Annotated in this window: 17 protein-coding genes and 1 other annotated feature; of the genes, 2 read left to right on the top strand and 15 right to left on the bottom strand. The window is 45.7% G+C overall.

Annotated features, from left to right (window positions below; all coding sequences use genetic code 11):
• Window positions 1-345 precede the first annotated feature (345 nt).
• Complete coding sequence (tyrS, locus tag MHI37_RS10835) at window positions 346-1,605, bottom strand: tyrosine--tRNA ligase (RefSeq protein ID WP_076334982.1); 1,260 nt, start codon at window positions 1,603-1,605, stop codon at window positions 346-348.
• A gap of 119 nt (window positions 1,606-1,724) precedes the next feature.
• Window positions 1,725-1,948, bottom strand: a binding site (T-box leader).
• 272 nt (window positions 1,949-2,220) lie between these two features.
• Here tyrS and MHI37_RS10830 point away from each other — a divergent pair.
• Window positions 2,221-3,846 (top strand): rhamnogalacturonan lyase B N-terminal domain-containing protein, encoded by a 1,626-nt coding sequence (locus MHI37_RS10830; RefSeq protein WP_076334981.1) that lies wholly within the window; start codon window positions 2,221-2,223, stop codon window positions 3,844-3,846.
• A 152-nt stretch (window positions 3,847-3,998) separates the two neighbouring features.
• Here MHI37_RS10830 and MHI37_RS10825 read toward each other — a convergent pair whose 3' ends face one another.
• The 12 genes from MHI37_RS10825 to MHI37_RS10770 all read right to left on the bottom strand — a co-directional run bounded on the left by MHI37_RS10825 (window position 3,999) and on the right by MHI37_RS10770 (window position 18,440).
• Window positions 3,999-4,496: a hypothetical protein gene (locus tag MHI37_RS10825; RefSeq protein ID WP_076334980.1), complete on the bottom strand. Its 498-nt coding sequence runs from the start codon at window positions 4,494-4,496 to the stop codon at window positions 3,999-4,001.
• On the bottom strand, window positions 4,486-6,246 hold the full coding sequence (locus MHI37_RS10820) for an ATP-binding protein (protein ID WP_076334979.1): 1,761 nt from the start codon (window positions 6,244-6,246) through the stop codon (window positions 4,486-4,488). The genes MHI37_RS10825 and MHI37_RS10820 overlap by 11 nt, the downstream gene beginning before the upstream one ends.
• Window positions 6,243-6,923 carry a response regulator transcription factor gene (locus tag MHI37_RS10815; protein ID WP_076334978.1) on the bottom strand — a complete coding sequence of 227 codons (681 nt, stop codon included), beginning with the start codon at window positions 6,921-6,923 and terminating at the stop codon, window positions 6,243-6,245. Before MHI37_RS10815 ends, MHI37_RS10820 begins: the two co-directional genes overlap by 4 nt.
• Window positions 6,924-7,227: 304 nt before the next feature.
• Complete coding sequence (sigJ, locus tag MHI37_RS10810) at window positions 7,228-8,097, bottom strand: RNA polymerase sigma factor SigJ (protein ID WP_076334977.1); 870 nt, start codon at window positions 8,095-8,097, stop codon at window positions 7,228-7,230.
• A gap of 34 nt (window positions 8,098-8,131) precedes the next feature.
• Window positions 8,132-9,316, bottom strand: a complete 1,185-nt coding sequence (locus tag MHI37_RS10805) for an FAD-dependent oxidoreductase (protein ID WP_076334976.1) — start codon at window positions 9,314-9,316, stop codon at window positions 8,132-8,134.
• 665 nt (window positions 9,317-9,981) lie between these two features.
• Window positions 9,982-10,626, bottom strand: coding sequence for an IucA/IucC family C-terminal-domain containing protein (locus MHI37_RS10800; protein WP_076334975.1), 645 nt, complete (start codon window positions 10,624-10,626; stop codon window positions 9,982-9,984).
• A 139-nt stretch (window positions 10,627-10,765) separates the two neighbouring features.
• Window positions 10,766-12,712, bottom strand: a complete 1,947-nt coding sequence (locus tag MHI37_RS10795) for an AraC family transcriptional regulator (RefSeq protein WP_076334974.1) — start codon at window positions 12,710-12,712, stop codon at window positions 10,766-10,768.
• 176 nt (window positions 12,713-12,888) lie between these two features.
• On the bottom strand, window positions 12,889-14,484 hold the full coding sequence (locus MHI37_RS10790) for an AraC family transcriptional regulator (protein WP_076334973.1): 1,596 nt from the start codon (window positions 14,482-14,484) through the stop codon (window positions 12,889-12,891).
• Between the two features lie 56 nt (window positions 14,485-14,540).
• On the bottom strand, window positions 14,541-15,530 hold the full coding sequence (locus tag MHI37_RS10785) for an iron ABC transporter permease (RefSeq protein WP_076334972.1): 990 nt from the start codon (window positions 15,528-15,530) through the stop codon (window positions 14,541-14,543).
• Entirely contained in the window at window positions 15,527-16,534 is a 1,008-nt protein-coding gene (locus MHI37_RS10780) for an iron ABC transporter permease (RefSeq protein WP_306010653.1), read from the bottom strand. Before MHI37_RS10780 ends, MHI37_RS10785 begins: the two co-directional genes overlap by 4 nt.
• Window positions 16,535-16,700: 166 nt before the next feature.
• Window positions 16,701-17,714, bottom strand: a complete 1,014-nt coding sequence (locus tag MHI37_RS10775; RefSeq protein ID WP_076334971.1) for an iron-siderophore ABC transporter substrate-binding protein — start codon at window positions 17,712-17,714, stop codon at window positions 16,701-16,703.
• A 156-nt stretch (window positions 17,715-17,870) separates the two neighbouring features.
• A complete protein-coding gene (locus MHI37_RS10770; RefSeq protein WP_076334970.1) occupies window positions 17,871-18,440 on the bottom strand; it encodes a nitroreductase in 570 nt (189 codons plus the stop codon).
• Between the two features lie 680 nt (window positions 18,441-19,120).
• Between MHI37_RS10770 and MHI37_RS10765 the strand changes: the two genes are divergently transcribed.
• A complete protein-coding gene (locus MHI37_RS10765; protein ID WP_083676054.1) occupies window positions 19,121-19,375 on the top strand; it encodes a helix-turn-helix transcriptional regulator in 255 nt (84 codons plus the stop codon).
• A 142-nt stretch (window positions 19,376-19,517) separates the two neighbouring features.
• On the opposite strand, the gene MHI37_RS10760 is transcribed toward MHI37_RS10765, so the two are convergent.
• Window positions 19,518-22,970 carry a glycoside hydrolase family 2 gene (locus tag MHI37_RS10760; protein WP_076334968.1) on the bottom strand — a complete coding sequence of 1,151 codons (3,453 nt, stop codon included), beginning with the start codon at window positions 22,968-22,970 and terminating at the stop codon, window positions 19,518-19,520.
• A gap of 132 nt (window positions 22,971-23,102) precedes the next feature.
• A complete protein-coding gene (locus tag MHI37_RS10755) occupies window positions 23,103-25,163 on the bottom strand; it encodes an alpha-glucuronidase family glycosyl hydrolase (RefSeq protein WP_076335034.1) in 2,061 nt (686 codons plus the stop codon).
• Between the last annotated feature and the right edge of the window lie 39 nt (window positions 25,164-25,202).

Raw genomic sequence — 25,202 nt, 5'->3', positions numbered from 1 at the left:
CCTACTCATTCATTTCTATATGAGTGGGTTCATTAGCTTTCGCTCAATCCACCTCATAAGCACATATAGGTGCTTATCGCACAAGAAAGTTAGCTCTTTTCCTGCTATAAGCACCTATGTGGGCTTATCGCGCCCAGATGGCCGTATCCCACCACTAAATCCACCTCATAAGCACGCATAGGTGCTTATCACTCGAGAAAGTAAGCTGTTTTGCTGTCATAAGCACCTATGTGGGCTTATCACGCCCGAATGACCGTAACCTGCCACTACTTGGAACCAAAAAAAGGATGCCCTAGCCAAATTCATGGCTTATGGAACACCCTAATCTCGTATTAGCGCTTAATTCTAGGTCAATTTCACAAGGCTGTAGTTCTTCTTGCCTTTGCGAATAATTATAAACCGTCCGCCGATAGCATGGTCAGCAGTTACACTCAGCTCTAGATCGCTAACTCGCTCGCCATTCATCGAGATCGCGCCATTCGTAATATCTTCGCGCGCTTGGCGCTTGGAAGGCTCAATGCCAAGCTCTACTAGCCAATCAACGATGTTTTTCGGTTCTTTGTCAGCTGTATAGGTTGGCATTTCCTTAAAGCCTTGCTCAATTTCATCAGCTGTGAGCGAGCGGATATCCCCGCTGAACAATGCTGCCGTAATTCGCTTCGCCTGCTCCAGCATTTCTTCACCATGAACAAATTTCGTCATTTCTTCCGCCAACGCGATTTGCGCAGCACGTTTATGAGGCTCGCTTTTCACCTTCTCATCCAGTGCTTCAATGGCCTCTTTATTGAGGAAGGTGAAGAACTTCAAGTACTTCACAACGTCACGATCATCCGTATTCGCCCAGAACTGATAGAATTCGAACGGAGTCGTTTGATTCGGATCAAGCCATACTGCACCGCCTGCTGTTTTGCCAAATTTCGTACCGTCTGCTTTCAGCATAAGTGGAATCGTAAGACCAAAAGCTACTGCTTCCGAGCCTTCTTTTTTGCGAATGAGATCAAGACCGCTCGTAATATTGCCCCACTGATCAGATCCACCGATTTGAAGCTGAACATCCTCATGCTGGTAAAGATGCAGGTAGTCAAGCGACTGCAGTATTTGGTAAGCGAATTCGGTGAACGAAATGCCGCTGTCGAGCCTACTCGATACGACATCTTTGGCTAGCATCGTATTGATGCTAAAGTTTTTGCCGTAATCGCGTAGGAAATCGATGACATTAATTTTATGTGTCCAGTCATAGTTATTGACCATGCGAACCTGATTGTCGCCTTCGGTTACAAACAGCTTCTTCAACTGCGCTGTCAAGGCATCAACATTCGCTTGCACCTGCTCCATCGTTTGCAGCGAACGCTCGGTCTGACGACCGCTTGGATCACCAATCGTGCCCGTTGCACCACCAATCAGAATGACTGGCCGATGTCCAGCTAATTGAAACCGCTTCAGCATCATGAACGGAATCAAATGACCGATATGCATGCTGTCGCCCGTCGGATCAACGCCGCAATAGAGCGAAACCGCCTTCTTATTCGTTAATTCGCGCAAGCCCTCCGCATCCGTCTGCTGGTTAATGGCATCGCGCCACTCGAGTTCGTCAATAATGTTCAAAGCGATACAGCTCCTTTGTAAAAAGTAATTTTCCTAAGATTTCACGTTGAAATGACATAAGCGCGGGCTCCGCAACGGTAAAATTCCAAATAAAAAATCGCCCCCTTGTCTATTGTAGACATAGGGACGATTGAATAAACCGTGTTACCACCCAAATTGCATCAACAGCCTATAAAGCACTGTTCATACCACTTTCAGCGAAATATCGATCGCTAGCACCGCTTGGCATTACCCAAGATACTCCAGAGTGTAATTCGCAGTCCTTGTGTGTATCAGGTTCCATCAACCCCTGACTTTCTATAACATGGACAAAGCTGCTACTGGGCTCTTTCAACGTATATTTTCTATAAGATTATTGTCAGTATAGCTGAACTGCAAAATCATTGTCAATAAGGCAGACACATATGGAATCTCTCACCTAACATTAATGCAATGATTAGTGATGAATAAAGTCTGATTTTTTGCTACTTGCATCAATAATTCAATACTATACTAAATCATATCTTTGGCAGTCATACCGCTTACGACGAATTGTTGCCTCCACGTGATTCAAAGCTTTGTGTAAGCGTTAACTTTTGGGCTGCCAATGGTAATAATGAATGGAGGGATTCGTTTATGTTGGCAAGTGTATCACGCAAGACAATCAGCATGCTTCTAGTGTTGGCTTTAGTAGTTACCGTCTTATTCATTCCGACCTCAACTGTACAGGCAGCAACCGTGGGAGTGACAGACAATGGCTCCACAATTGTGGTTAATACAGGGGCCGGATTGGAGTACACGATTAACAAGTCAAATGGCGATATGATTTCATGCAAATTAAATGGAGTTCAACTATGCGGATCAAGTAAAGCATCACATATCGGATCAGGTTTAGGCTCGGCAACTGTAACATGGAGCAAATCTCCCTCAGGCTCCACCGTACTCATTACCGCGGCAACTTCAACGCTAACTCACTACTATTCCTCTCGTGGCGGAGAAAACATTATCTATATGGCAACGTATGTGACTGCCGAGCCATCTGTAGGCGAGCTGCGTTATATTTTTCGCGGCAATGGCAGCGTGCTTACGAGCGTTCCTGCCAACTCCAATATCCGCAATAATGTAGGCGCAGTTGAAAGCTCCGATGTGTTTGGCTACTCCAATGGCTACACAACTTCAAAATATTATGGCAATGATCAAGCAAAGAATTTAACCATTCGCGGGGTTACTGGCTCAGGCGTGGGCGTATTTATGGCTTATGGCAATCGTGAAAAAAGCTCTGGCGGACCTTTCTTCCGCGACATTCAGTTTCAAAGCGGAACTGATACCGAAGTTTACAATTATATGAACTCAGGTCACGCTCAAACAGAGAGCTGGAGAATGGGGCTGCACGGGCCTTATGCTTTAGTGTTTACCAACGGCTCAACACCTAGTGTGCCTGACTTTAGCTGGATGTCTGGCTTAGGTTTGACTGGATGGGTGTCAACTCGCGGCAATATTGTGCTCAATGGCTTGTTTGGCATGGACAGCAGCTATACTTACACCGTTGGCTTCGCCAACAGCAACGCACAATATTGGACGACAGCAAGCTCAAGCGGAGCAGCCTTAAAATACGGCTTGATTCCAGGCAGTTATACGATGACGGTCTATAAAGGCGAGCTGGCTGTTTATACAGAATCAGTAACCGTGAACGGCGGAGCAACCACGACACTAAACTCACGTACGATTAACAGCGATCCAAGCGCAGCTTCGGCAATATGGAGAATCGGAAATTGGGACGGTACTCCAAATGACCTGCTGAATGGGCAGACGATTACGATTCGCCATCCGTCCGATAGCCGCAATCCTAGCTGGGGGCCAGTATCTTACGCAATTGGCAGCGCCACTAATAAATTCCCTGCCATTCAGTTCCGTGGGCAAAATTCTCCTACCACGATTACATTTAATCTTAATTCAACACAAGCAGCCGCTTCGCATACTCTAAGAATTGGCATTACAACAGCTTATAATGGTGGTCGACCGAGTGTGACAATAAACGGAAACAGCATGAGCAATCCTAGCGCGTCCTCCCAGCCTAATAGCCGCAGCTTTACGATCGGAACTTATCGTGGCAACAATAATACGTTCTCATGGACAATTCCTGCTTCTTATCTAAATAATGGTACCAATACGATCACGATTTCGCCGATTAGCGGGAGCAGTGATCTTGGTCCGTGGTTAAGCGCAGGCTGGGTTTATGATAGCTTAGATTTGCTAAATTAATAGCACTCGGCGCCGGCACCCTTCTGTAAGTAATTTCATCTGCCATGTTGTGTGAAAAAAAAACCAGCCCAACATAATGTTGGGCTGGCACTTGTCGCTTGGGATACTTCACAATGTTTTTTTCACCGCGGACGGGGTATTCAACATCTACATTATTCAATCAAAGTTAATTTCTTTTTCCACGTTAACTCTGTGCCCTGCTCATTCTTGAATAGAAACACAATTTCGCCTTCCTCGCCTTTCATCGTATCCGAATAGATAAAGCCGGAGAATTGTCCGTTCCCGCTAATATAAAATCCATCTTCACCGTTTGCTCCGTGCTGGATAGCCTCTTGAATCGAGTTTACAATCAGGTTTTCCTCGGAAATCCACTGCATTTCGGATAATGAGAACCCTTCTGGCACCTGATTTACAACAAAATCAAAGCTATTGCCCTCGATCGGCTTCGGAGTCTGATCAATAATAATTAAAATTTCCTGATCTCCGTTAATCGAATCTGGATTATCTGCTGCATTATTCCCTTGATTGGTCTCCGTTGGCTCCGTATTTGTAGTCTCCGTAGGTACAGAATTTGCTTTCGACCCACACGCACTGACTAGAATCAACACGAATATAACTGAAATCACATAAATGAGCTGCTTATTTTTCATTTATTTCTCCCCTGCTTTCCTTCAAAGTAAAATAAAATGTAACGCCTTGACTCGTATTCGCTGCACCAAACTCACTTTCATGGAGCTCCAAAATATGCTTGACGATCGCAAGCCCCAATCCAGTTCCTCCCGATTTACGATCCCGGGAACGCTCTGCCCGGTAGAAATGATCCCATATCCGGCTCAAATCCTCATCAGCTATCGGCGGTCCAGCGTTTTCAATCGCGACAGCTATCTTTCTGGTAGCTGTACGCTGAATATCCATTGTAATAACACTGTTCTCTACGGCATGCCGTATGGCATTACTCATTAAATTCAAAATAACCTGCTCTATCCGTTTAGGATCTGCCTCTACGATCATTTCTTCCGCTGTATGGTTACTTAACCTGAATTGGAGATGCTTAATCTCTAGCTGCTGAGAAAATGAATCAGCCACCTTTTGAATGAGGCTTTCCATGGTTATGTTTCTCGGACGCAGCTGAATAACCTTCAATTCGTATTTGGATAGCTCCAGCATATCCATAATGAGCTCATTCATCCGATCCGTTTCATTCACAATAAAACTCAAATAACGATCTCTTTTATCGCCAGCCACCTCGTCCTGCAGTCCTTCCGCGAAACCTTTAACAATGCCTAATGGAGTTTTTAATTCATGAGAAATGTTGGCGATCAGTTCTTTGCGAAGCTGCTCTGTTCGCTGCTTTTCATTCATATCCTCCTGCAGCTGCACATTCGCATCAGTAAGCTGCTTTAAGGCTAAATCCAAATTATGCGATAGTGCTATCAGATTTCGTGATAGCTCCCCGAATTCATCCTTGGAGTGGATTTCAGGCTGCACGGTAAAGTCCAGCTTGGCAAGTCGTGCTGCTGAACGGCTCAGCAGCACTAAAGGGCGCGAGACAATTCTGGAATAGATCAAGGATACAAGGATCACAAGCATAACAATTACTGGCGCCATATAAACAAAATATTTCTTGAGAATTTCGACAGCTTCCCCTACAGGCTGCAGAGAAGCCATAACGATTACATAACGTTCTCTATTCTTACCCTCGTCTAGTGATCGAATGAGAACGACATAATTGACTCCGCTCCACTCATCTCTCCATTCCATTTGAACCGCCGTACCGTTTTGCAAGAGAGTCTGATATTGCTCTGCTTCCGGTATCCAGTCTCGGAGTGCATCATCGATAAGGGCATCCTGATATAAAGGATTATACGATCGCTGCTCAGGCAGCATGACATCTATAATCGTACCTTTCACTCGAACCAAACCTTTTGCTAGCTCTGAGCTATTCTGTTGAATGACCACAGGCTGCATGATCGTATCATTTTCATCCATGAAAATGCCATCCACCACAACCATATCTCCGATTTGAATCCCTTTTGGGATGTCATCCATCGTCATTCCATCCACTGGAATACGAATTGTAATCGTCTTATTGTCGGCTTGGAGCTTCAGAAAATAAGGATTTATCGTGATTCTTTCGAACCGACTATTTAGGATAGAGGTGCTTATATCATTTTCATTCATAAACGCACCGAGCAGTCGCGGAACCTGTTGTTCACCCGCTTCTGCTCGCTTGAGTTGATCCGCAAATTGATTCAAATTCTGTTCTAAGTCATTGATTTTGGTCATCCGATAAAATCGTTCGAAAAACATTCCTTCTGCAATGATCACCAAAGAAAAAACTATCATAATAAGAACAGACGTAACAACGAACAGTTTAAAAACTACACCATGTCTCTTCATGACAGCATCTCAAATTTATAGCCTGAACGAATGACCGTGCTTATCGCTCGGCCTTCATCACCAAGCTTTGCTCTTAGTTTTTTGATATGAGTGTCCACGGTACGCAAATCCCCCAAATAATCGTAGCCCCATACCGAATCCAAAATATAATCACGAGGCAGCACCTTACCGTAGTGCTTGATGAGAAATAGGAGCAAATCATACTCCTTCGGTGACAGATTAATTATTTTTCCAGCTGCGGATACCGTATGTGCCCTTCTATTCACCAACAAATCTCCATAGCTAAGCAAATCACCTTCCTGTCCAACCGTTCCTTCCGTTCTTTTCATTAATGCGGTAGCCCGGGCGACCAATACTCTAGGGCTAAAAGGCTTTGTTACATATTCATCCGCACCAAGCTCAAACCCCAGTATGTGATCATCGTCCTCTGTTCTTGCGGTAATGATGATGATCGGGATGTCCGACTTCTCACGAATAGCTTTGCATACCGACCATCCATCCATTTCAGGCATCATAATGTCTAGAACAATCAAGTCAATTGAGGTCTGCTCGAAAAGCTCAAGCGCTAGTTTGCCGTTATCCGCCTCATATACTTCCCATTGTTCCTTTTTGAAATAATCCGTTATAAATTCACGCATGAGCACATCATCTTCAACCAACAATATACTTCGTTTCAACGACGCACACTCCATATCTACCCGCCATCTGGCATTTCAACATATAAGCTTGGGCACGAATTCTATTCTCATTATATATTCATGTTAGCACAAACCTATAGTATTCATACCGCAAGCCTCCTGCAAAATGAACCCTCCCATAGCTCACCTGCCTTCAAAACTGAGTATAAAGGAGTCCTGTGTACTTTGTGTGTACTTGGATTAAGGTTTAGATTGTTACAGTTAACAACAACACAAAAAAGACGACAAAATTTGTCGTCTCTGTTTACTAACTAAATAATGATAGAACCCTTTTCCATATATCTTACTTTGAAAAGAGCTTTAATTTGTCCGGATTCCTGATGAAGTAAATATTGCGCATAAGATCGTCTTCCACATGGAACAAAACGACCGTATCGACGCCCTGATCGGAATTAATAATGAGTCCAACTTGACCATTGATTTCGCTAACCTTAAATTGTAAGAATCCGCCTTGCTGAGCACTTTTGCGTATCACCCCAAGAAGGAAACGGGAAACAGCATTTGGACTTACAATCGGATTAACCGCAGACAGCACTTTCCCTCCGCCATCGGAGATCAACACAACATCCTTGCCTAACATGGAAATCACCTGATCTATGTCATCCCGTCCAAGCATAGATAGAAAGCGATTCACCCATGCTGCGTTTCCTGCCTCAAGGCTAGCGGCCTCTACTTGATGGAGATTCCCTAATTTACCTCTCGCACGACTATACAGCTTTCTGCTGTTGGACTCGCTCTTATCGATGACCGCCGCTATGTCTGCATATCCGAATCCAAACGCTTCACGCAGTACAAATACGGCCCTTTCTGCAGCAGACAACTGTTCGAGAAGGACCAGCATGCCGTAAGACAACAATTCGTTGCGGGCAATTGCTTCAAAAGTCTCGTCGTTTGATGTAGGTACCGGCTCGGGTAGCCACTGTCCAAAATATTTTTCTTTTCGTTTACTCGCTGATTTGTGTAAATCGCGGCATCGATTCGTCACCATCTTGTACAAATAGGCTTGAGGGGCTTCAACCAGACCTTGCGGCTTTGTATCATAGACCTTTAAAAAAACGTCCTGCACAATATCCTCGGCATCAGAGAACGAACCGATTAGCTGGTATGCAAGTGAAAGCAGCAATCTTTTATATCGCGTATACAATTGCTCCATTTCCGTCGCTCCCTTTCTTTAGCATTCGAATATTTTATTTAATTGAGCTGCCCAAATTCCATGTTAGCTGTTTGATTCGATATCCCATCTTGCCTGTAATTATAAAATCAATACCCCATTTGTGCACCCAAGTTAATCCATTCTTAGGGCCTATACCAATACTGAAGCTATCCATATAGCTGGTATGCGCAGGCGCTGACTGTCCTTCAAGATCGGCTGCAACTACTTTGCCGAGCCTAGCAGCTTGCGGAATGGCTTCCTTGCAGGTCATCCCGTCTGATCTGCCCGAATCCGGATTGATAACACTCGCACAGTCTCCTATGCTATAAATACCACTGGTGCCTTTTACCCGGTAGCTTTCATCAATAATGACAAACCCCGCCGCTGTTACAGGCAAACCCCACTGTTTTACTATTGGATTTGGCATAAGCCCTAATGTCCAAACACACAAGCCCACCGGCAGCTTTACTCCGCCTGACAAGCTTAGGCTCCCCGCCTCCTCTCGAAGCACGCGGCTGCCATGAACAACTTCTACTCCATTATCTGAAAGGATATGTTCTAATTTCATAGCAACCTTGCCCGGACCATCCAAAAATAATCTTTCATGCGCATTATAGAGACTGATGTGTACTTGATTTGGGTCCAGTCCTAACTGCTGGGCATCCGTCCGGACATGATACGCTAATTCAGCGGCCGTTTCAATGCCGCTTATTCCTGCTCCCGCCACAGCAATCGTCATTAAACGCTCGCGTTCGAGCGGATTAGCTTCTTCCACAGCTTGTCGTAAATTTGCCTGCCATGCCTTCCTAATGTTTATCGCATCATTCAGAGTAGCAAGCGGCAGTCCGCCTTGCGATTCTTCTGGTCGACGAATAATGCTGCCAGCAGCCACTACAAGTATATCGTAACGCAGCTCTTGCACGACGTCATTAATGCTTCGCAGCAGCAGCTTATTTTCTGCTTTTATAATTTCCGTGACTGTCGCCTGAACAAGCTCGACACCTTCAGGAAACAATTGGGTAAGCGGAATACAAATATCTTCATCCGTTACTGCTGGCTTGAATAGGATGACCTTACGCAAGTGATACTTATTTTTATCGATGAGTACAAATTTGATGGACTGCTTTTTATTACCGTTATTCAAGTTTTTGCGGATTTCATTCATCGCATGAATACCCGCATATCCCGCGCCAATAACAATACAGGTCAATGTTTTCATTCATTTCACTCCCTAATTCGCTTTTGTGCCTGTATAACGATTTAGGAGAGTGTGATGTGACAATCTATGATGTATTATTTTGGCGGCGCTTTGACTAGCAATCTACGTTTCGGACCCTACGCCAGTAGATCATTCTTTAGGGTCACACAAGTCTCCGCTAGATGAAGGAGAAGCGCCTACACTGCACTAAATACAATGAAAACCTTACATGAGAGCTGTTTCAGACGGCTACATTGTACTATTGCACTAGAATGAGCGCCAAACCAACAAATATCGCCCTAGAATAGGCATTCTATTGCACAAACTACAGTGTACGTGCCCTAGCAAGGCGAGTAACGTCGATTACGTTGTACAAACTGCAGCGTAGCCTCTTCCTATAGCGCTGAACCCATCGAGCAATCTAAGAACCGGAGAAAGAAAACTAAAATAACCCAACGAGATAAGTTGAACTAGATATTTATGTATTGGGCGCTGCGCGAGTAGATCATTCTTAGGTGTCGCGAGAACAGCCAGATTCTTTGATTTCCTTAGACAATTAAAGACAATAATAAGGGCTGAAATATCTTCTTCTTTCCCAAAAAAAGATAACCAAGAACAAAATGAAAAAAAAGCGGCTTCTCAGCCGCTTCTTCAGAAATAACGCATATGCTTTGTCTCACCATTTATTAATGGCAGCCCAGAGGTTTCGGGCAAGCTCGGCAGTATTCCGGGGACATCTCATAATAAAAGCAGCAGGTTTGGCGAACATAGGCTGACGGTTTATCGGTATGCTCCGAATACTGTCCCTTTATAAACGTAGTAAGGGGATTTCGACGTTCTCCGAACATGTATGCTGGTGCATCCTCTGTAATAAACTTGAAATCATCATGCAGCCGCATTAAGACTGAAGGGTCCTCTTCTTCTTGCAATCCATCTTCATACAGCGGGATGATCCGGACAAGTGCATTCTCCCACAAGACAGCTCTAGGAACACGGCCAACCACTGATAAAATGTGGAATACTTGAGAAAGATGATTCTCAAAAAGTTGGCGCACCACATGATCGCGCCACTCTCGCCGCTTCCCGTTTTCCGGTACCGTAACAGTCAGCCCATCTAAGCTCAGATTGGGAAACTTGGATTTGCTCACATTGTCTTCGCTATCGTCAGGTGAAACCAATCGACAGTTATCCAGCGTCAACCCCAATCCCTTGTCAAATACCGTCATCGCATACAAGACAGGGGCAACAGCAAGAAAGGCATAACGCTTCGCAAGCATGGATGCTGTTACTCTTCTCGAAGGCGACCCAATTTCTGTCGCTAGCTGATCCAAGTAAGACTCACATTTCTCCTTATTCAGTAAATCTCTAGAAACTATAAAGCTATCAGCGGGCGAATCATCGTAATGGGGAGCTAGGTTATATCTGCTCCCTAAGTTATCCCACTCGGATTTTGAAAGAGTAACGGTCATGTTATTGCGTACCCAGGAAAACTTCTGCAACTCTGTCTACAATCATATTGATGGCAATCGGTCCATAATAGGCAATCCAAATATTCGAATCCACATCGTAGATTTGCTTGTTCTTCACGGCATCGACATTTTTCCAAGTTTCCGTCTGCTGAAATTCCTCAACGATTGCCTTAAACATATCGTCTTTTACGAGGAAGTAATGATCCGCCCCTACATCTGGCAAAGCTTCTAATGGAACTTGATACGCTGTATCTTTCTCATTCATTACCTGCTGCGGAATAGACAAGCCTAGATCATTGTAAAGAATCGCTGCTGTGCGGTGGCTCGCTGTATGAATTCGTATACCTTCATCCCGCGGTCGTATTAATGCAACCGTCTGATCCCCAAGTTTAGCCTTTAATTCCGCCTTCAGCTTCGTTGTTTTCTCATTATAGGCTTCCAAAACGACATTTACTTCTTCTGACTTTCCTACAATCTTGCCGAAAGTAACTAGCGTATCCCGCCAATCTTCATTAAAGTCCAACATGATGGTTGGAGCAATTTTAGTTAAACTTTCATATACCTTCTCTTGAAACTCCGTACAAATGATTAAGTCTGGTTCCATAGCAGCAATAGCTTCCAAGTTGGGTTCATCCCTCGTTCCCAACAATTTTACGTCTGTAAGCTTATCCATTAAATATTCTGGAAAATCCGACTTATCTGCCGCTGCTTTCACGCTGCCTGCTGGCTGTTCATTTAAAGTAACCAATTGATCGACAAATTTGGTATCGAGCACCCCAATCTTCACTGGTCGCTGCTCCAGCGTTAGTTCTCCCTTCATATGTTTAATAACGACTGGATACACTTGCTGTGAAACCTGCGATGCATTCGTATTTGAAGATACTGCTGCTGTCGGACTCGCTCCTCCCGTATTGTTTCCAGCACTGTTGCCCGTCGCACACGCACTCAGCAACAAAATCATACTCAACATTAAACTAACCGCCAAAACTGATCTCTTACTCCTGTTCATTCCGATAACTCCCCTGTCGATATATTGATAATGATTATCACAATCATTATTATAGGAGAGAACGTTATCCGAGCCAATGGAATAACGCGACATATAGGATGAACTTATGCGACGGTTTTGCCTGAAATAAAGGGGTGAGACACCGCAATGCTTCTTAAATGCCCGGCTGAAATAATAGCTGTCACCATAGCCTACCGATTCCGCAATTAATTTAAGCGGTTCATTCGTGTTCAATAGCAAAGCCTGTGCTTGTTTCATACGGATTTGTATTAAGTATTCCATTGGCCCTAAACCAAGCTTGGCCTTAAATAATCGCTGCAGCTGTCTCTCACTGCAATGGAGTGCATCAGCCAGATCATGAAGACTAATAGGATCAGCATAACGATCCTCCATAAAGCGGATCGTTTGACTTACGTAATCAGGCTGAGTCGTCGTTCCTTCTTGTGCATGAAGCTGCTGTAGGAGGTCATACACCATCTGGTGGAATAAGGCTCTTACATGAAATCTCTCCAATGGGGCACCCATTATCCAATAAGAATGCATCTTTTCTATTCTGGATAGGAGACCAAGCGGATATTCAGGAACGAAGCCATATTGCATTTGGAACGGGTTATTGTTCCTATACACATGCAACAGCTCTTGGCGGCAAGGCAGGGCAAGAACTGCTTTATAAAAAATGAAATAATAATCAAAGTTTTCAACAACTTGGACAATGTCTATCGTCGCACCTTTGCCAGCATGGCATACGTAACAGCGATCTACGATGTGCTCGACTCCGTCGATACGTATCTTTGCATCTCCAGTAACCGCTAACAAGAAAGCACTCGCTGGTAAACGAAAGCCTTGCATAGTCTCTCTCGATCGTAAAATAGACCGACGAACATCAAGCACCCTAATAGCCGCATGATTCCATAACGGTAATTGTTCCAGTAGCGTCATTATGTTCCCCTTCCAAGTCTATTTACATCATCCAACTCTCTAATTATAATAATAATCATTCTCATTATCAAAATGTTTTTGTTTCGACGCTGATTTACATCTTTCCGATTCTATTCTATAAATAATAAACAGGCGCCTATTCTCCCAACTCAGGAGAATAGGCGCCTGTTTTAGCTCTAGCTCTTACGAAGAGCCCCCGTCATCGTTAATACTTCATCCACAATCACTTGTCTCCCCAGCGGATTCCAGCTCATCCGAAGCCAATGAGGAACATGCATCACTTGATTTCTTTTCACAGCCTCCATGTCATTCCATGCATCGGTTTTGACCATACGCTCAAATATTTGATCGCTGCCTGCACGAGGGTTCTTCTTAAGCACGAACAAATAATCTGCTTCCAAGGGCGGCAGCCATTCCGGCTGAAGCTCCAGCATTTTGATATGCTGCGGTACATTTCCTCCAGGCTTTAAACCAAGCTCTCGGAATAGCAGCTCGTTGAGCGGATGATCGACTGTTCCTTGAATTCTAATACCAAGGTGATTGATTTGCATGACGCTCACCATCTTATTATCCATGCAATGGCGCAGCTTGTGCCTAGCGGCCTTTACTTGATAGTCCAACTGCTGGATTGCCTGCTCCGCTTCCTTCTGCCGTCCCAGCATTTCAGCTAATTTCCGGTAATTCATCAACCAATCCCGATCCTGCGCCAGCATCACCGTCGGAGCTATTTCGTTAAATTTAGCTTGAAAGTTCTGATGGTACTTGTCTCCGATAATCAAGTCCGGCTTGGCGCTGATCAACTCTTTCCATTGGCTCGCAAGAATATGCTCGTACTCCGCATCGCCCATTCCTGGATATCGGCAGCAATTGACAGCCGCCACAGCCTGAATGCCAAATGACGAAAGGCTGTCCTGAAACCGCAAGCAGGAAGCGACCGCTACCTTCATTCGGTTTCGCTTCATATAAAAGGTTGGAGAAACGCCCACCATACGATGAAAGATTCGGCTAAAATAAAATTCATCGTCATAGCCAACAGCTGTCGAAACCTCTTTAATACGGCAATCCTGCTGCGAGAGCAGCTCTTTAGCGCTTTCCATTCGCAGCCTGGTCAAATATTCAATCGGGGGTTCGCCCATTATTTTCTTAAAGGATCTTGAAAATGAACTGGCCGTAAGCTTGGCCATGGATGATAATGTGCTCATATCAAGCTTGCCGTGAAAATGTGTTTTCATATAGGTAATCGTTTGTTCAAGGCCGTGAGAAGGAGCTTCTTGAGTCGCCAAGGGAAAGGAGTCATGCGTAATCGTATAGAGTAATTCTTGAAATTTTAATTGTACTTTATCGAGATCGTAATCTTTGCGGCTGCTTTCCTCAATCTGCTGGATCCGCTGCAAAATGTGCTGGGGCTTAGAATTGAGCTCGACATGGCCAATCTGCAAGACTGGCTTGGAAGTGCTGCGCAATTGAATGCTGTCCCTATGGGATGTGAAGTTTCGACCTGTATAATGCTGAAAGGACAGCATGTATATCTCCAAGCTTTCAGATAGCAGCGTCACGTCCACGCTCGTTTCAGGGGTCAAATAAAACAATTGTAAAGGCTTAAAATCAATATCTGCATCACCCATACGCAGCTTGCCATGTCCGTCCACAATAAAGCACAGAATATGGGTAGAAGAAGAACGAACAAACGGGACCTGATCTCTAGCATAGCTGCGTTTATCAATATCGTTAAGTATAAAAACTGAATAGTTGGATAAGGATTTTGCGTTCATATGACTCTCCCTTCCGTAAATCCCATTGTTTTAATGACAACCATTCTCACAATCATCTATCGAACATGCCGCCTTGTGAAGAGCAAATAAATGAAAAATGGCGCGCCGATCGCCGAAGTAAATACACCTACGGGAATATCAAGCGGCAGCAAAATCGTTCTTCCAACGAGGTCTGCCAGCATAACGATAATTCCACCCAATAAAGCGGATGCCGGAAGCACGTTCCTGAAATTCGAGCCTACCAGCTTGCGGGCCATATGGGGCGCAACTAAACCGATAAATCCTACTCCTCCTGCAACGGAAACGGCTGATCCCGCCAGAGCGACGCTGATTCCCAGCAGGATTACGCGATTGCGTTGAACATGGCTACCTGCCCCGATTGCGATATCATCGCCAAGCTGCCCGATATCGATGTGACGGGAAAACCCGTAAGCAAGCGGCAGTAATATGATCGTCCACGGAAGAATGGACAGCACATTTTCCCAGTTCGCTCCATAAACAGAGCCTGTTAGCCAAAGATAGGCTTGGCCGGGATCATTTTTGGGGCTGAAGATAATCATCATCGTGGTCATCGCAGACATGAGCGATGCCATGCCGATCCCGACGAGAATGAGCCTAAATGGGGAGATCCCCTTTTTCCAAGCCAATACATACAAAATAACGGACACCAGAATCGCACCGATCATCGCCGCCGCAGGCAGCCACCGTATGCTTAATGAATCCGAGAAATACGTAAGGAAAATGACTGCTGCAACGGATGCGCCTCCAGTAACGCCTAATATATCCGGCGAAGCCATTGGATTGCGGATCACACCTTGAAGGACAGCTCCGGCAGCTGCCAGCGATGCTCCCGCGAGCAAGGCTACCACAATACGTGGAAGCCGCAAATGTCTAATGACCATCGTATGATCCGCTTCCCCTATTCCTAACGCACCGCGTATTACTTCCATTGGCGTAAGGACCATCTCTCCCAAGGATGTGCTAAAGATGACAGCCAGCAAGCCGAAGAGCAGTATCGCAATTATAATGGCAGCAGGTCTTGTCATTTGGCCAGTCTCCTTCGAGCGATGTACATAAAGAATGGAACACCGATAATAGCTGTCATGACTCCGACTGGAATCTCTTCAGGTATCCTAATAAATCTAGCAACAAGATCAGCTAGAATGAGTAGAATGGCTCCTAGCAAAATACAGTAAGGCAGCACCCAACGATTATCGATACCAACAAAAAATCTGGATATATGGGGAATAACGATTCCAATAAAGCCAATAGGTCCCGCAACAGAAACCGAAGCGCCCGCCAATATGATGACGATTATTCCCGCCAAGACCCGAATTACGGCAATCCGCTGACCAAGGCCTTTGGCCGTGTCCTCACCCATCAGTAACACATTCATATCTCTGCCAAGCAGCATGGCAGCTACCCAGCTAAGAAGAACATACGGAAACACAGTAATCAGCATATCCGGAGAACGGCCAGCAATGGACCCTGTTAACCAGAACAATACACTGTTCAGACCTTCCTTGTTAAGAACGAGCAGTCCTTGTGTAAAAGATGAGAATAATGCCGCCATGGCTGATCCAGCCAAAATAACTTTCAAAGGCGTCATGCCGTCCCTTCCGATTGTGGCTAATGCGTACACCGTAACCGCAGCTGTCATTGCCCCAAGAAAGGCAATCCACATCAGTGTTTGCATGTTAGATACGGAGAATACAGTCGCAGCTGTGACGACAAACAAGGTCGCTCCAGCATTGACACCAAGCACACTTGGAGAAGCCAATGGATTACGAGTCAGAATCTGCATAATCGCCCCGGCAACAGCCAAGCTTGCTCCGATCACCGCTGCGATTAAAGCACGTGGCACACGAGTCGTCCTTATGATCACTTGATCGCTCACGGTGGGGTCATACTGAGCAATCGCTTGCCAAGCTGTATGCCAGCCGAAGTTCGTAGCGCCAAGCATGATGCTTGCAGCCAGACTGCCGAGCAACACAATGACACAAATAGCAGCACCAACCGCTCTAGCGTAGGCTGAATTCATTACGTTCATGTCAGAATCTCTCCATCATCGGGCCGATTTAGGCCAATAATTTGTTATAAACGAGCCCATTCCCAGCCCTAGTCACAGCACAAAAGAATGAGCAGATGCCCATTCTTCCTTGTACTTAAATCTATTGGCCATCTTATTGCCTGCCATTCTATTGCTTCTATTAGGACTATTGAAGCTCAAAATATTCGTATAAGTCATCAAGCAGAGCATTGGCAGCAATGCTTCCCGCACCAAGGTTCCAATCAATAACGTTAACCATGTAATAGTGGTTGTTCTTTACGCCCGCAAGCGTACTCCAAAGCGGATGCGAGGTCCAGTCGGTTTGATTTTTGAGCGAGTTCGTCCCGTCATCCTTTTGCGGAGTAATATCAAAGATATAATCGCCATCAAGCTGCATAATTTGCTCTTTGGAAGCTAAGTTAATCGTTGATTTGTCTCCCTGCTGCGCGGCTGGTCTAGCCAAACCAAGTTCATTAAATATGGAGCCGGCAAACCCGGTCACATAGATTCGTGCGGTGCCATCCTTTTCGAAGCGAATCATAGAAACTTCCGTGCTTGTTAGCCGATCTCCCATTTTCTGCTTAAAATCGGCAACCCGCTCATCCCAAGCTTTCATAATGTCAGCGCCTTGGTCATCCTTGTACAACGATTGGGCAGCCAACGTCATGTTATCCTTCCAATTGAAGGCTTCCTCTACCATAATCGTTGGAGCAATTTCCGAAAGCTGCGGATATATTTTCTCATGACGTCCTTTTGCTCCGATAATAAGGTCAGGCTTCAAGGAAACGATCGCCTCGATATTCGGCTGCGATTCCTCGCCAAGGCTGGTAACATCGGTCATCTTGTCCCGCAAGTAGACAAACCACGGCTTCTCATCCCATGACTCGATGGCTCCTACAGGCTTAACACCCAGTGCAGCCGAGATGTCGACCATACCGTTAAACAGAATAACAACACGCTCGGGTGCTTTCTCCAACGTTGTTTCTCCCATTGCATGTATAATCGTTCTTGGCTCTTCATTTGCAGCCCCAGCTGCTGGAGCCGGCTCTGTAATTGCTTCTGTCGTACCTGCTCCGCTCGTTACAGTCCCATCATTGTTGACTTTCTTATTCTCTGCGGCACCGCATCCTGCGATGACGAATATTAGAATAATAGCTAACCAAATCTTTACTGCCTTCATCTTTTAGCTCCCCCTCAACCATTGTAAATGATAATCATTTTCATTTATAATCCTATAATTTGTTTAGTCAAAAGTCCATGTAGTAATTTGTCCATTGTCCTGCTTTTTTTTGTCCGGTTCAAAGCGGCAGCGGCAGGCAGCCCGCTTCGAATCATATTATTCCTCATGGATCGTTAGAAACTGGCTTGCATCGGTTCGAGGGCGGGGCGCCGGTATTTTTTCTGGATATCCCACATGCAGAAGGCCCACGATTTTCTCGCCACCTTGAACATTGACCGCTTCGCGAAACGCAGGGTGATAAATAAATGGATTCGTCTTCCACACGACACCTAATCCTTCTTCCCAAGCGGCGAGCTGAAAGGTCTGAATCCAGCAGCAAACCGCTGCATAGTCTTCATCCCATTGTCTTTGACGGGGATCTTCTATTTGCACAACGACGATATGAAACGGAATATTCATAAAATAGTCGACTTTGCTTTGCGTGTAATGCCCCCTCTCCTCTGGCGTACTTGCTTTCAGCATCGCATGGGCAAGTTCTCTGCGTGCTTCATCCTTGTACAAAATGAACCGCCATGGCTCTCTTACGCCATGTGTTGGTGCCCACACTGCCACATTGAGCAGATGCATTAACAATTCCTGCGATATCGGATCACTCTTGAACTGACGGATTGATCGCCTTTCCATAATCAAATCTGCCATTCTTCCTGATCTATTCCATAACGTCATTACTTTCTACCTCCGATTTACTGAACGCGATGGCCCAGGTTCTCTCTTAGCATCCTGCATCCCCTCACATAAAATGAAATTGATTTTCATTATCAATGTTATCCAACATCTAGAATATCGTCCATGTACATTTTTATCTTCTTTCATGGAGTATTGCTCTCTAGCAGTGGACATTAAAAAAAATGACACCCTGACGAATCCAGAGGTCATCTCCTCGATAGCTAATTATAGGCACATATTATTATTACAAACATTACTTAAGTCATATATTTAGTCGAAAAATGACGAAATACCTGATTTTTAGTGAGTTTCTACACCTAGAATAAGTCTTTGTACTCATTTATAATGAGGGATATAGGATAATTTGAGTAATTAGAACTATTTGATATAAGTCACACCACTTGGATTTTATATGTCAAAAGGATTATTTTTTGCAGATGAGAATAAAACTTCAAGGGAGACATGTAGATATGTTATTAATATTATGGAACGTATTAGGTTGCTTTCTTCTAGTTTCAAGTATTTTTTTCTCTATTCGTTTATTCCTAGAAAGTAAGCATGAGTAGGTGGAACTCTCATATAAAGACAGAAAAACATCGCACGAAGAGATAATCATAAATAATTATGACATAGAATACGTGGCTCTGAATGATTTGCTCATTCGAAGACTAAAGCCTGCAATGCAAGATTTTTCAAATGTACATCGGCTTACACAGCGAGAATCAGAACTTCTTATACTATCCGTTGTGTATGGCTTTTCCAATCGTGAAATTTCCAAAAAGTGTGTGATCAGTGAAAAAACAGTGAAAAATCATCTTGCAAATATAATGAATAAGATTGGCGTTCGATCCATTCGGAAACTATTCCCACTGCTGCTCTGTCACGTACTATCCTCTTATGACAATCATTCAGAGGACTTTCAACATCGTCAGTAAAGCAGACTCCCTGTTGTCCATAGATATGTATCCGCAATTTCAAATAATTGGTGACCTAAACAACAAAAGAACACTTTTGGCTTATCTCCTCAAAAGTGTTCTTTTTGCTAGTCGTTGAAAATTAATACATTTCAAGTGAAATCTACTCTATCGTTTCTCCCCGCACAAAGCGGAACGAGTCGAAGTCGAAGCTGCTCCCTGGCAGGAAGATGAAGGTCACCTTCTGCAGCCCCGTTACCTGTTCCAATTCAAACACCCGTTCTTCGTATCCATCGGATCTCTCAAATTCCACGAGTTGATTGTTTTCACCACTCTCGCCAGCAAACCGGATATGGATCGTGTTCTTGTCGATCAACGATCTCCCGTTTACGACTAGATTCAGAGCACCTTCGCCTGTAAACTCCATATGTGTGAACTCAAGCGAGACGTTATTTCCGATGCCTTCCACACGATCCTCTGCAAAGGTAAACGTATCCCCATAAATCCGATCGCAGGATGCCGCCGAATTCCGATCGAAAGCTCGGTTCTGACGTTCAAAGGAAAAACCTTTGATGTGCACCTTCTGACGCAGCACGAAGCAGATCGACGTAATGCCGCTAAGTCTCTTGGTTAAGCGATACGTTTCTTCTTGATATACATTCCACTTGGATGGCCTCTGATAAATTACGTCGGCCACTAAGGAGCTGGACTCTTCGCCCGGCATCCCTTCCCAAATTTGCAGCGTATATTTTTCGCTGGATAAAGCGAAGATCGGAATCGTGACGGTGTCGGAGCCATATGGACCGAAATCAAGGTCGCTGAAGCCTACATGCGTTTCACCATCTCTGCTGGTCGCAACACCTCTTTCATTGCCGTTCCCCACATCGCCTTTGCTGGAATCGTAAAGTCCCGCCGAGATGAATCCATAAGGATCCTTATAAGCTGTTCCTAGACCTGTTGCCTTAAACTCCAACTGCGAGATAAGCTTCGTCTTGTCCGTACCATTCTTAGTCATACAACGCAGACGGAAAGCACCATCGCCAATAGCAGAAATCCTTGCCTCATGACCATTCGCTACGACCTTGGCAATATTCGAGTCGATTCCTTCATCCGTTACGGCGCGCCACTCTACCTCTCGATAAGTGGCATTTTTCGGCCATAATTTGGCGCGAACGATAATCTCCGTGATAGATGCATTTAAGTCTTGTCCCGAGTTGCTGACGATTTCGACCTTGCGAAGCGGAATTTCATCATCGCCCCCTATCACGCACGTCAGCTCTTGATTTCTTACGTTCGCTGAAATTCCATCTAGGTTTCCGCCTTTCACTGGATGTGATTCATATTCCGCAACCTCGGTTTGCATGCCCTCAGAGGACACTTCTATGCGAATTTCACCTGGCTCCAGCGTCGCACCGATGATCGCCATCAGCTTTCCGCTGAACAACCTTCTGCTTTTTCCCTTATACGGATCATAATCTGTACTGTCGCCATTATCCAGCCCTAGCAATCTTCCTGCCCCCGTCACCTCGACGTGTACACGATTGTTCGCATTGTCTACTGGATGACCTTTACAGTCAAGCATACCAATTTCCACAAAAATCAAATCAGTACCATTCGCCGCAAGTACCTCTTTATCCGCTTGGAGACGAATCTGGCTCGCATCCCCGAATGAGCTTCTAACATCAGTCGCTATGACCTTGCCCGTTTCGTCATAGGCGATGGCCTTGATTTCCCCTTCTTCATATGGAACCTTCCACCAGCCAACAAGCTGCGAGCCATGCTCATGATCGATTTCGTGAGTTCCAATCGTAGTTCCATTGAGCTGCAGCTCTATCCTCGGCGCATTCGAGCAAACACGAACATCGATGATTTGCCCAGCATTGAAATCCCAGTATGGAAAGACATGCACCATTGGATTCGTTCTATAATCGGTCCAAGCGGCTTGATAAATGTAATAGGAATCTTTCTTAAACATAGCCGTATCGATCTGACCGAAGTAGGAATTTTTAGTATGGTAAGGCGTCGGTTCCCCGATATAGTCGAATCCAGTCCATAAAAATTGACCAACAGAAAATGGCGTATCTCTCTCCGACAAAATGCAGGCTTCAGCCGATTTGGCTCCCCAGCTTGTTGAACTGTTCCCAAGAGCTGAACACTGCTCGTCATCGTCGGCAAGAATCGATTTCTCGAATGGAAAGTGATAAATCCCTCTGCTTTGGACGACCGAAGCGGTCTCGCTGCCGTAGATGATCCAATCCGGATGCTCTTCATGATGTTTACTGTAATATTTCTCCGCATAATTGTAGCCGGCTACCTTCACGATATCCGCACATTTCTGCGCATTTTCCCACGGCATATAATTCGAGCCAATTGTAACCCGCCCATTCTGCTTCGGATCAAATTCTAATACATATTCCATGAGCATTCTGGTGACTTCCTGTCCTCGATCGTCTGCATGCGTGTCGTAAATCTCGTTCCCGATGCTCCACATCAGCAGACTCGGATGATTCCGGTCTCGCATCACCCAGCTTTTCACATCAAGATACGCCCAATCTTTGAAAAATCTTGCGTAATCGTACGTAGTTTTGGAGCGTTCCCACATGTCGAAAGCCTCCGTGACGACGAACACCCCCATCTCGTCCGCCAAATCCATGAGCTCCGAAGCCGGCATATTATGAGCCGTGCGAATTGCGTTGACGCCCATTTCTTTAAGAATTTCAAATCTTCTTCGCAGTGCATGGATGTTAAATGCTGCTCCTAAAGCACCCAAGTCATGATGCTCGCAAACGCCATTCAATTTCAGCTTTTTCCCATTCACCTGAAGCCCCTGCTCCGGATCGAGAACGATGCTCCGGAAACCTAGAGGAAGCGTGATCGTCTCCAGCTCTTCACAGCGCTGACCCTCGGACTCGATCAATTCACGGGACATTCGTGTCACGATCCGGTATAGATTCGGCTCCTCTGGACTCCATAATAAGGGATTATTCACGATTAACGTTTGACAGTTCTTCCTGATCGAGCCGCCGCTTACTGTTACCCGCTCCGAAACAGCAGCGACCGTCTGGCCCTCGTAGATGATATGATGCGAAATAAGTACGTCTTCTTCGATGTGCACGTCCGTGTCAATTTCCACCAACCAGCCTTCAACCTGCTGCTTGGCTGCAGCATACACGCCGCCAGTGAGAATGTGATTTTTATCCCGTTCCTTCAACCATACATTTCGATATATGCCTGCTCCCGAATACCAGCGGCTGTTTGGACTCTGGTACACGACTTTCACGACGATTTCATTTTCTCCGTCAATGACAGCGTCCGTAATCTCGTGTTCGAAGAAAGAATATCCGTATTTCCATTCGCCGGCAAGCTGACCGTTTAGGTATAGGGAAGAATCCATGTACACGCCATCGAAGCTGATCAGGAGCTCTCGGTCGTTCCGTGTCCAATTCAATTTCTTGCGATACCAGCCAATAGTGTTCTCGTAAAGTGCCAATGTGTTATAGATCAACCAATCATGAGGGAGATCCACCGGCTCGAAGCTCAGCCCCGCATGATCCGTAACATCCAGCGCGCTTTTGGCAAATTCCCATCCGTCGTTGAAAAGCAATTTCGTATTCATAGTCGAACAGCTCGCTTTCGTAGGTATTAGGTTAGGGTGAATGAATAGAATATGACTGCATCCTAATATTCCAAGGCTGAATGCGGGGCTTCGCACGATTGCGATGCCACCACATTTCTTATTCATGCTGCGTCAATAGATCAGGCGATCTTGCAAGTCCGCAATGCCTGACTTGCGATAGAAATACGTATTGATCATGTCCCGCCATTCTTTGGCATGTTCAAGCTGCTCTAATAACCGCGAGGCAACAAGCTCAAAATACTCCTCGTTGACCTTGCCTCTGACCGATCGCCAATCGTCTAGCAAGGCCGCCGCCGCTTGCGCCCCTTCAAAATGCGTGTCGTAAATATGCTGGATTACCGTCTTCCCGCTATGCAAGACATGGGTGTACGGAACATGATGGAAAAACAACAATAATTCATCTGGACAACTTTCTAACGAGTTATATATCTCACGAAGAGGCGAATGGTATTGCGCAGTGTATCCGGTCCCTGTTTCAATCGTTCGATCGACCCCGATGCCGCGGTGGTCCGCAAAATGATACGTCCCCCACTTCGAATATTCGTATCCGTCTACATTCGGGCCGTAATGATGATTCGGATTCACCATCCAACCGACGCCGAGCGGAGCGGTGTAGCTCTCGTATATGCCCCAAGACTTCATTAAAATGCTCGAGACGACTTCTTCGACCGCCCTATCGCAGCTGAGACTGAGCCGAATCCATTCCGACGTGATCCGCTCCGCAGATAACGAAGTGCTCCACGTCAACCGTCCATAACCATACAGGTTTGCTTGAGCCAGCGGATGTCCAGTCCAGCAAGCATCGTTCCCGATGTTCGATACGGCCGCAATTCCGCCGTACGGGCGTCCCCAAGTGGCGCCCTTCGCGATCTCGGTGACAGTAGCTCCTTCGCCGACAGCATACGTATCGTTATCAAGAATTTCTTTCCACTGCGGTACAAGATAGCAGAGATGCTTCTGCTGTCCAGTATATTCCTGCGTGATTTGCAGCTCCAGAATCTGGTTCGTTCTGCTGAGTCCACCAAACAACGGCGATACCGGCTCGCGAACCTGAAAATCCATCGGTCCATTCTTAATTTGTAAAATTACGTTGTCGGCGAAACGTCCATCGAGCGGCATAAAGTGGTCATAGGCCGCCTTTGCCCGGTCCGTTGAACGATCGCGCCAATCCTGAAGACAGTTGTATACGAAGCAGCGCCAGATGACAAGTCCACCATGCGGTGCAAGCGCCTCGGCCAACATATTCGCTCCGTCCGCATGGTTCCGTCCGTACGTAAAAGGGCCGGGACGAAATTCAGAGTCGGCCTTTACTAGAAAACCGCCGAAGTTGGGAATTGCAAGGTACAGATCGGTTGCTCGCTCAGCCCACCATTCTCTAACCGATGGCTCCAAGGGATCCGCCGTAGGCAGACCGCCAATCACGATCGGGCTCGCGAAGTTAATGCTAAGGAATAATTGGATGCCGTACGCTCCGAATACGTCTGCCACTTTCTTTAATGTCTCTTCATACTCCGCCGTAATCAATTTTGTCTCTTCGCGATGAACGTTCACATTATTGATAGAAATCGCGTTAATTCCAACGGAAGACAACAGCCGGGCATATTCCCGAATACGATTAAAGTTCTCCACGAAACGATTGTTCCTATAGAAAATAGACTCCCCCGCATAGCCTCGTTCGATCGATCCGTCCATGTTGTCCCACTGATTAATCATTCTCAGCCCATTGGCAGGCGTCTCGATAATATGCAGCTCTTCAATCGGTTCCCTCATCTGGATTAACCGAATCAAATGAAAGGTTCCATATAATGCTCCGCGATCCGACTTCCCGACGATCAAGATTCGGTCCGAATCTCCCGCCCTGCCGTTCAGCGACCGAATGACATAGCCTTCGATGCCGATCAGTTCGGCTTCTGCTCCGACTTCGCGGTCGATCTCGGCATCCCCGCTCCCTAAAACCCCAATGATTACGCGTGGAACCTGATGATGTTGAATCGCAACTATATCTGGCGAGTGTCCCGTCATGGCCAGTAAAGCTTCCTTTAATTCTTTTTCTGCGGTGCATAATATGTTGGTTCGCTCCGTGATTGCAATAGCCGAGCAACGAGTTTGATACGATTCCCGCAGCGACTCGTTCTCGACCTCTTGATATCGAAGCCACGCTTCGTTCCCCATCTTTATGTTCAACCCAATCACCACTCCAGTCAAAAATAA

Origin of the sequence: Paenibacillus sp. FSL H8-0548 (assembly GCF_038630985.1) — a bacterium.
Classification (GTDB): domain Bacteria; phylum Bacillota; class Bacilli; order Paenibacillales; family Paenibacillaceae; genus Pristimantibacillus.
The sequence above is the reverse complement of the archived record's forward strand: the minus strand, read 5'-3'. Positions and strand labels throughout refer to the sequence as shown.

Bases quoted from the DNA above. Each gene is read 5' to 3' on its own strand.
- MHI37_RS10830 (WP_076334981.1), top strand. From the start codon at position 2,221: ATGTTGGCAAGTGTATCACGCAAGACAATCAGCATGCTTCTAGTGTTG.
- MHI37_RS10825 (WP_076334980.1), bottom strand. From the start codon at position 4,496: ATGAAAAATAAGCAGCTCATTTATGTGATTTCAGTTATATTCGTGTTG.
- MHI37_RS10820 (WP_076334979.1), bottom strand. From the start codon at position 6,246: ATGAAGAGACATGGTGTAGTTTTTAAACTGTTCGTTGTTACGTCTGTT.
- sigJ (WP_076334977.1), bottom strand. From the start codon at position 8,097: ATGGAGCAATTGTATACGCGATATAAAAGATTGCTGCTTTCACTTGCA.
- MHI37_RS10805 (WP_076334976.1), bottom strand. From the start codon at position 9,316: ATGAAAACATTGACCTGTATTGTTATTGGCGCGGGATATGCGGGTATT.
- MHI37_RS10795 (WP_076334974.1), bottom strand. From the start codon at position 12,712: ATGACGCTACTGGAACAATTACCGTTATGGAATCATGCGGCTATTAGG.
- MHI37_RS10790 (WP_076334973.1), bottom strand. From the start codon at position 14,484: ATGAACGCAAAATCCTTATCCAACTATTCAGTTTTTATACTTAACGAT.
- MHI37_RS10785 (WP_076334972.1), bottom strand. From the start codon at position 15,530: ATGACAAGACCTGCTGCCATTATAATTGCGATACTGCTCTTCGGCTTG.
- MHI37_RS10780 (WP_306010653.1), bottom strand. From the start codon at position 16,534: ATGAACGTAATGAATTCAGCCTACGCTAGAGCGGTTGGTGCTGCTATT.
- MHI37_RS10775 (WP_076334971.1), bottom strand. From the start codon at position 17,714: ATGAAGGCAGTAAAGATTTGGTTAGCTATTATTCTAATATTCGTCATC.
- MHI37_RS10770 (WP_076334970.1), bottom strand. From the start codon at position 18,440: ATGACGTTATGGAATAGATCAGGAAGAATGGCAGATTTGATTATGGAA.
- MHI37_RS10765 (WP_083676054.1), top strand. From the start codon at position 19,121: ATGCAAGATTTTTCAAATGTACATCGGCTTACACAGCGAGAATCAGAA.
- MHI37_RS10760 (WP_076334968.1), bottom strand. From the start codon at position 22,970: ATGAATACGAAATTGCTTTTCAACGACGGATGGGAATTTGCCAAAAGC.
- MHI37_RS10755 (WP_076335034.1), bottom strand. From the start codon at position 25,163: ATGGGGAACGAAGCGTGGCTTCGATATCAAGAGGTCGAGAACGAGTCG.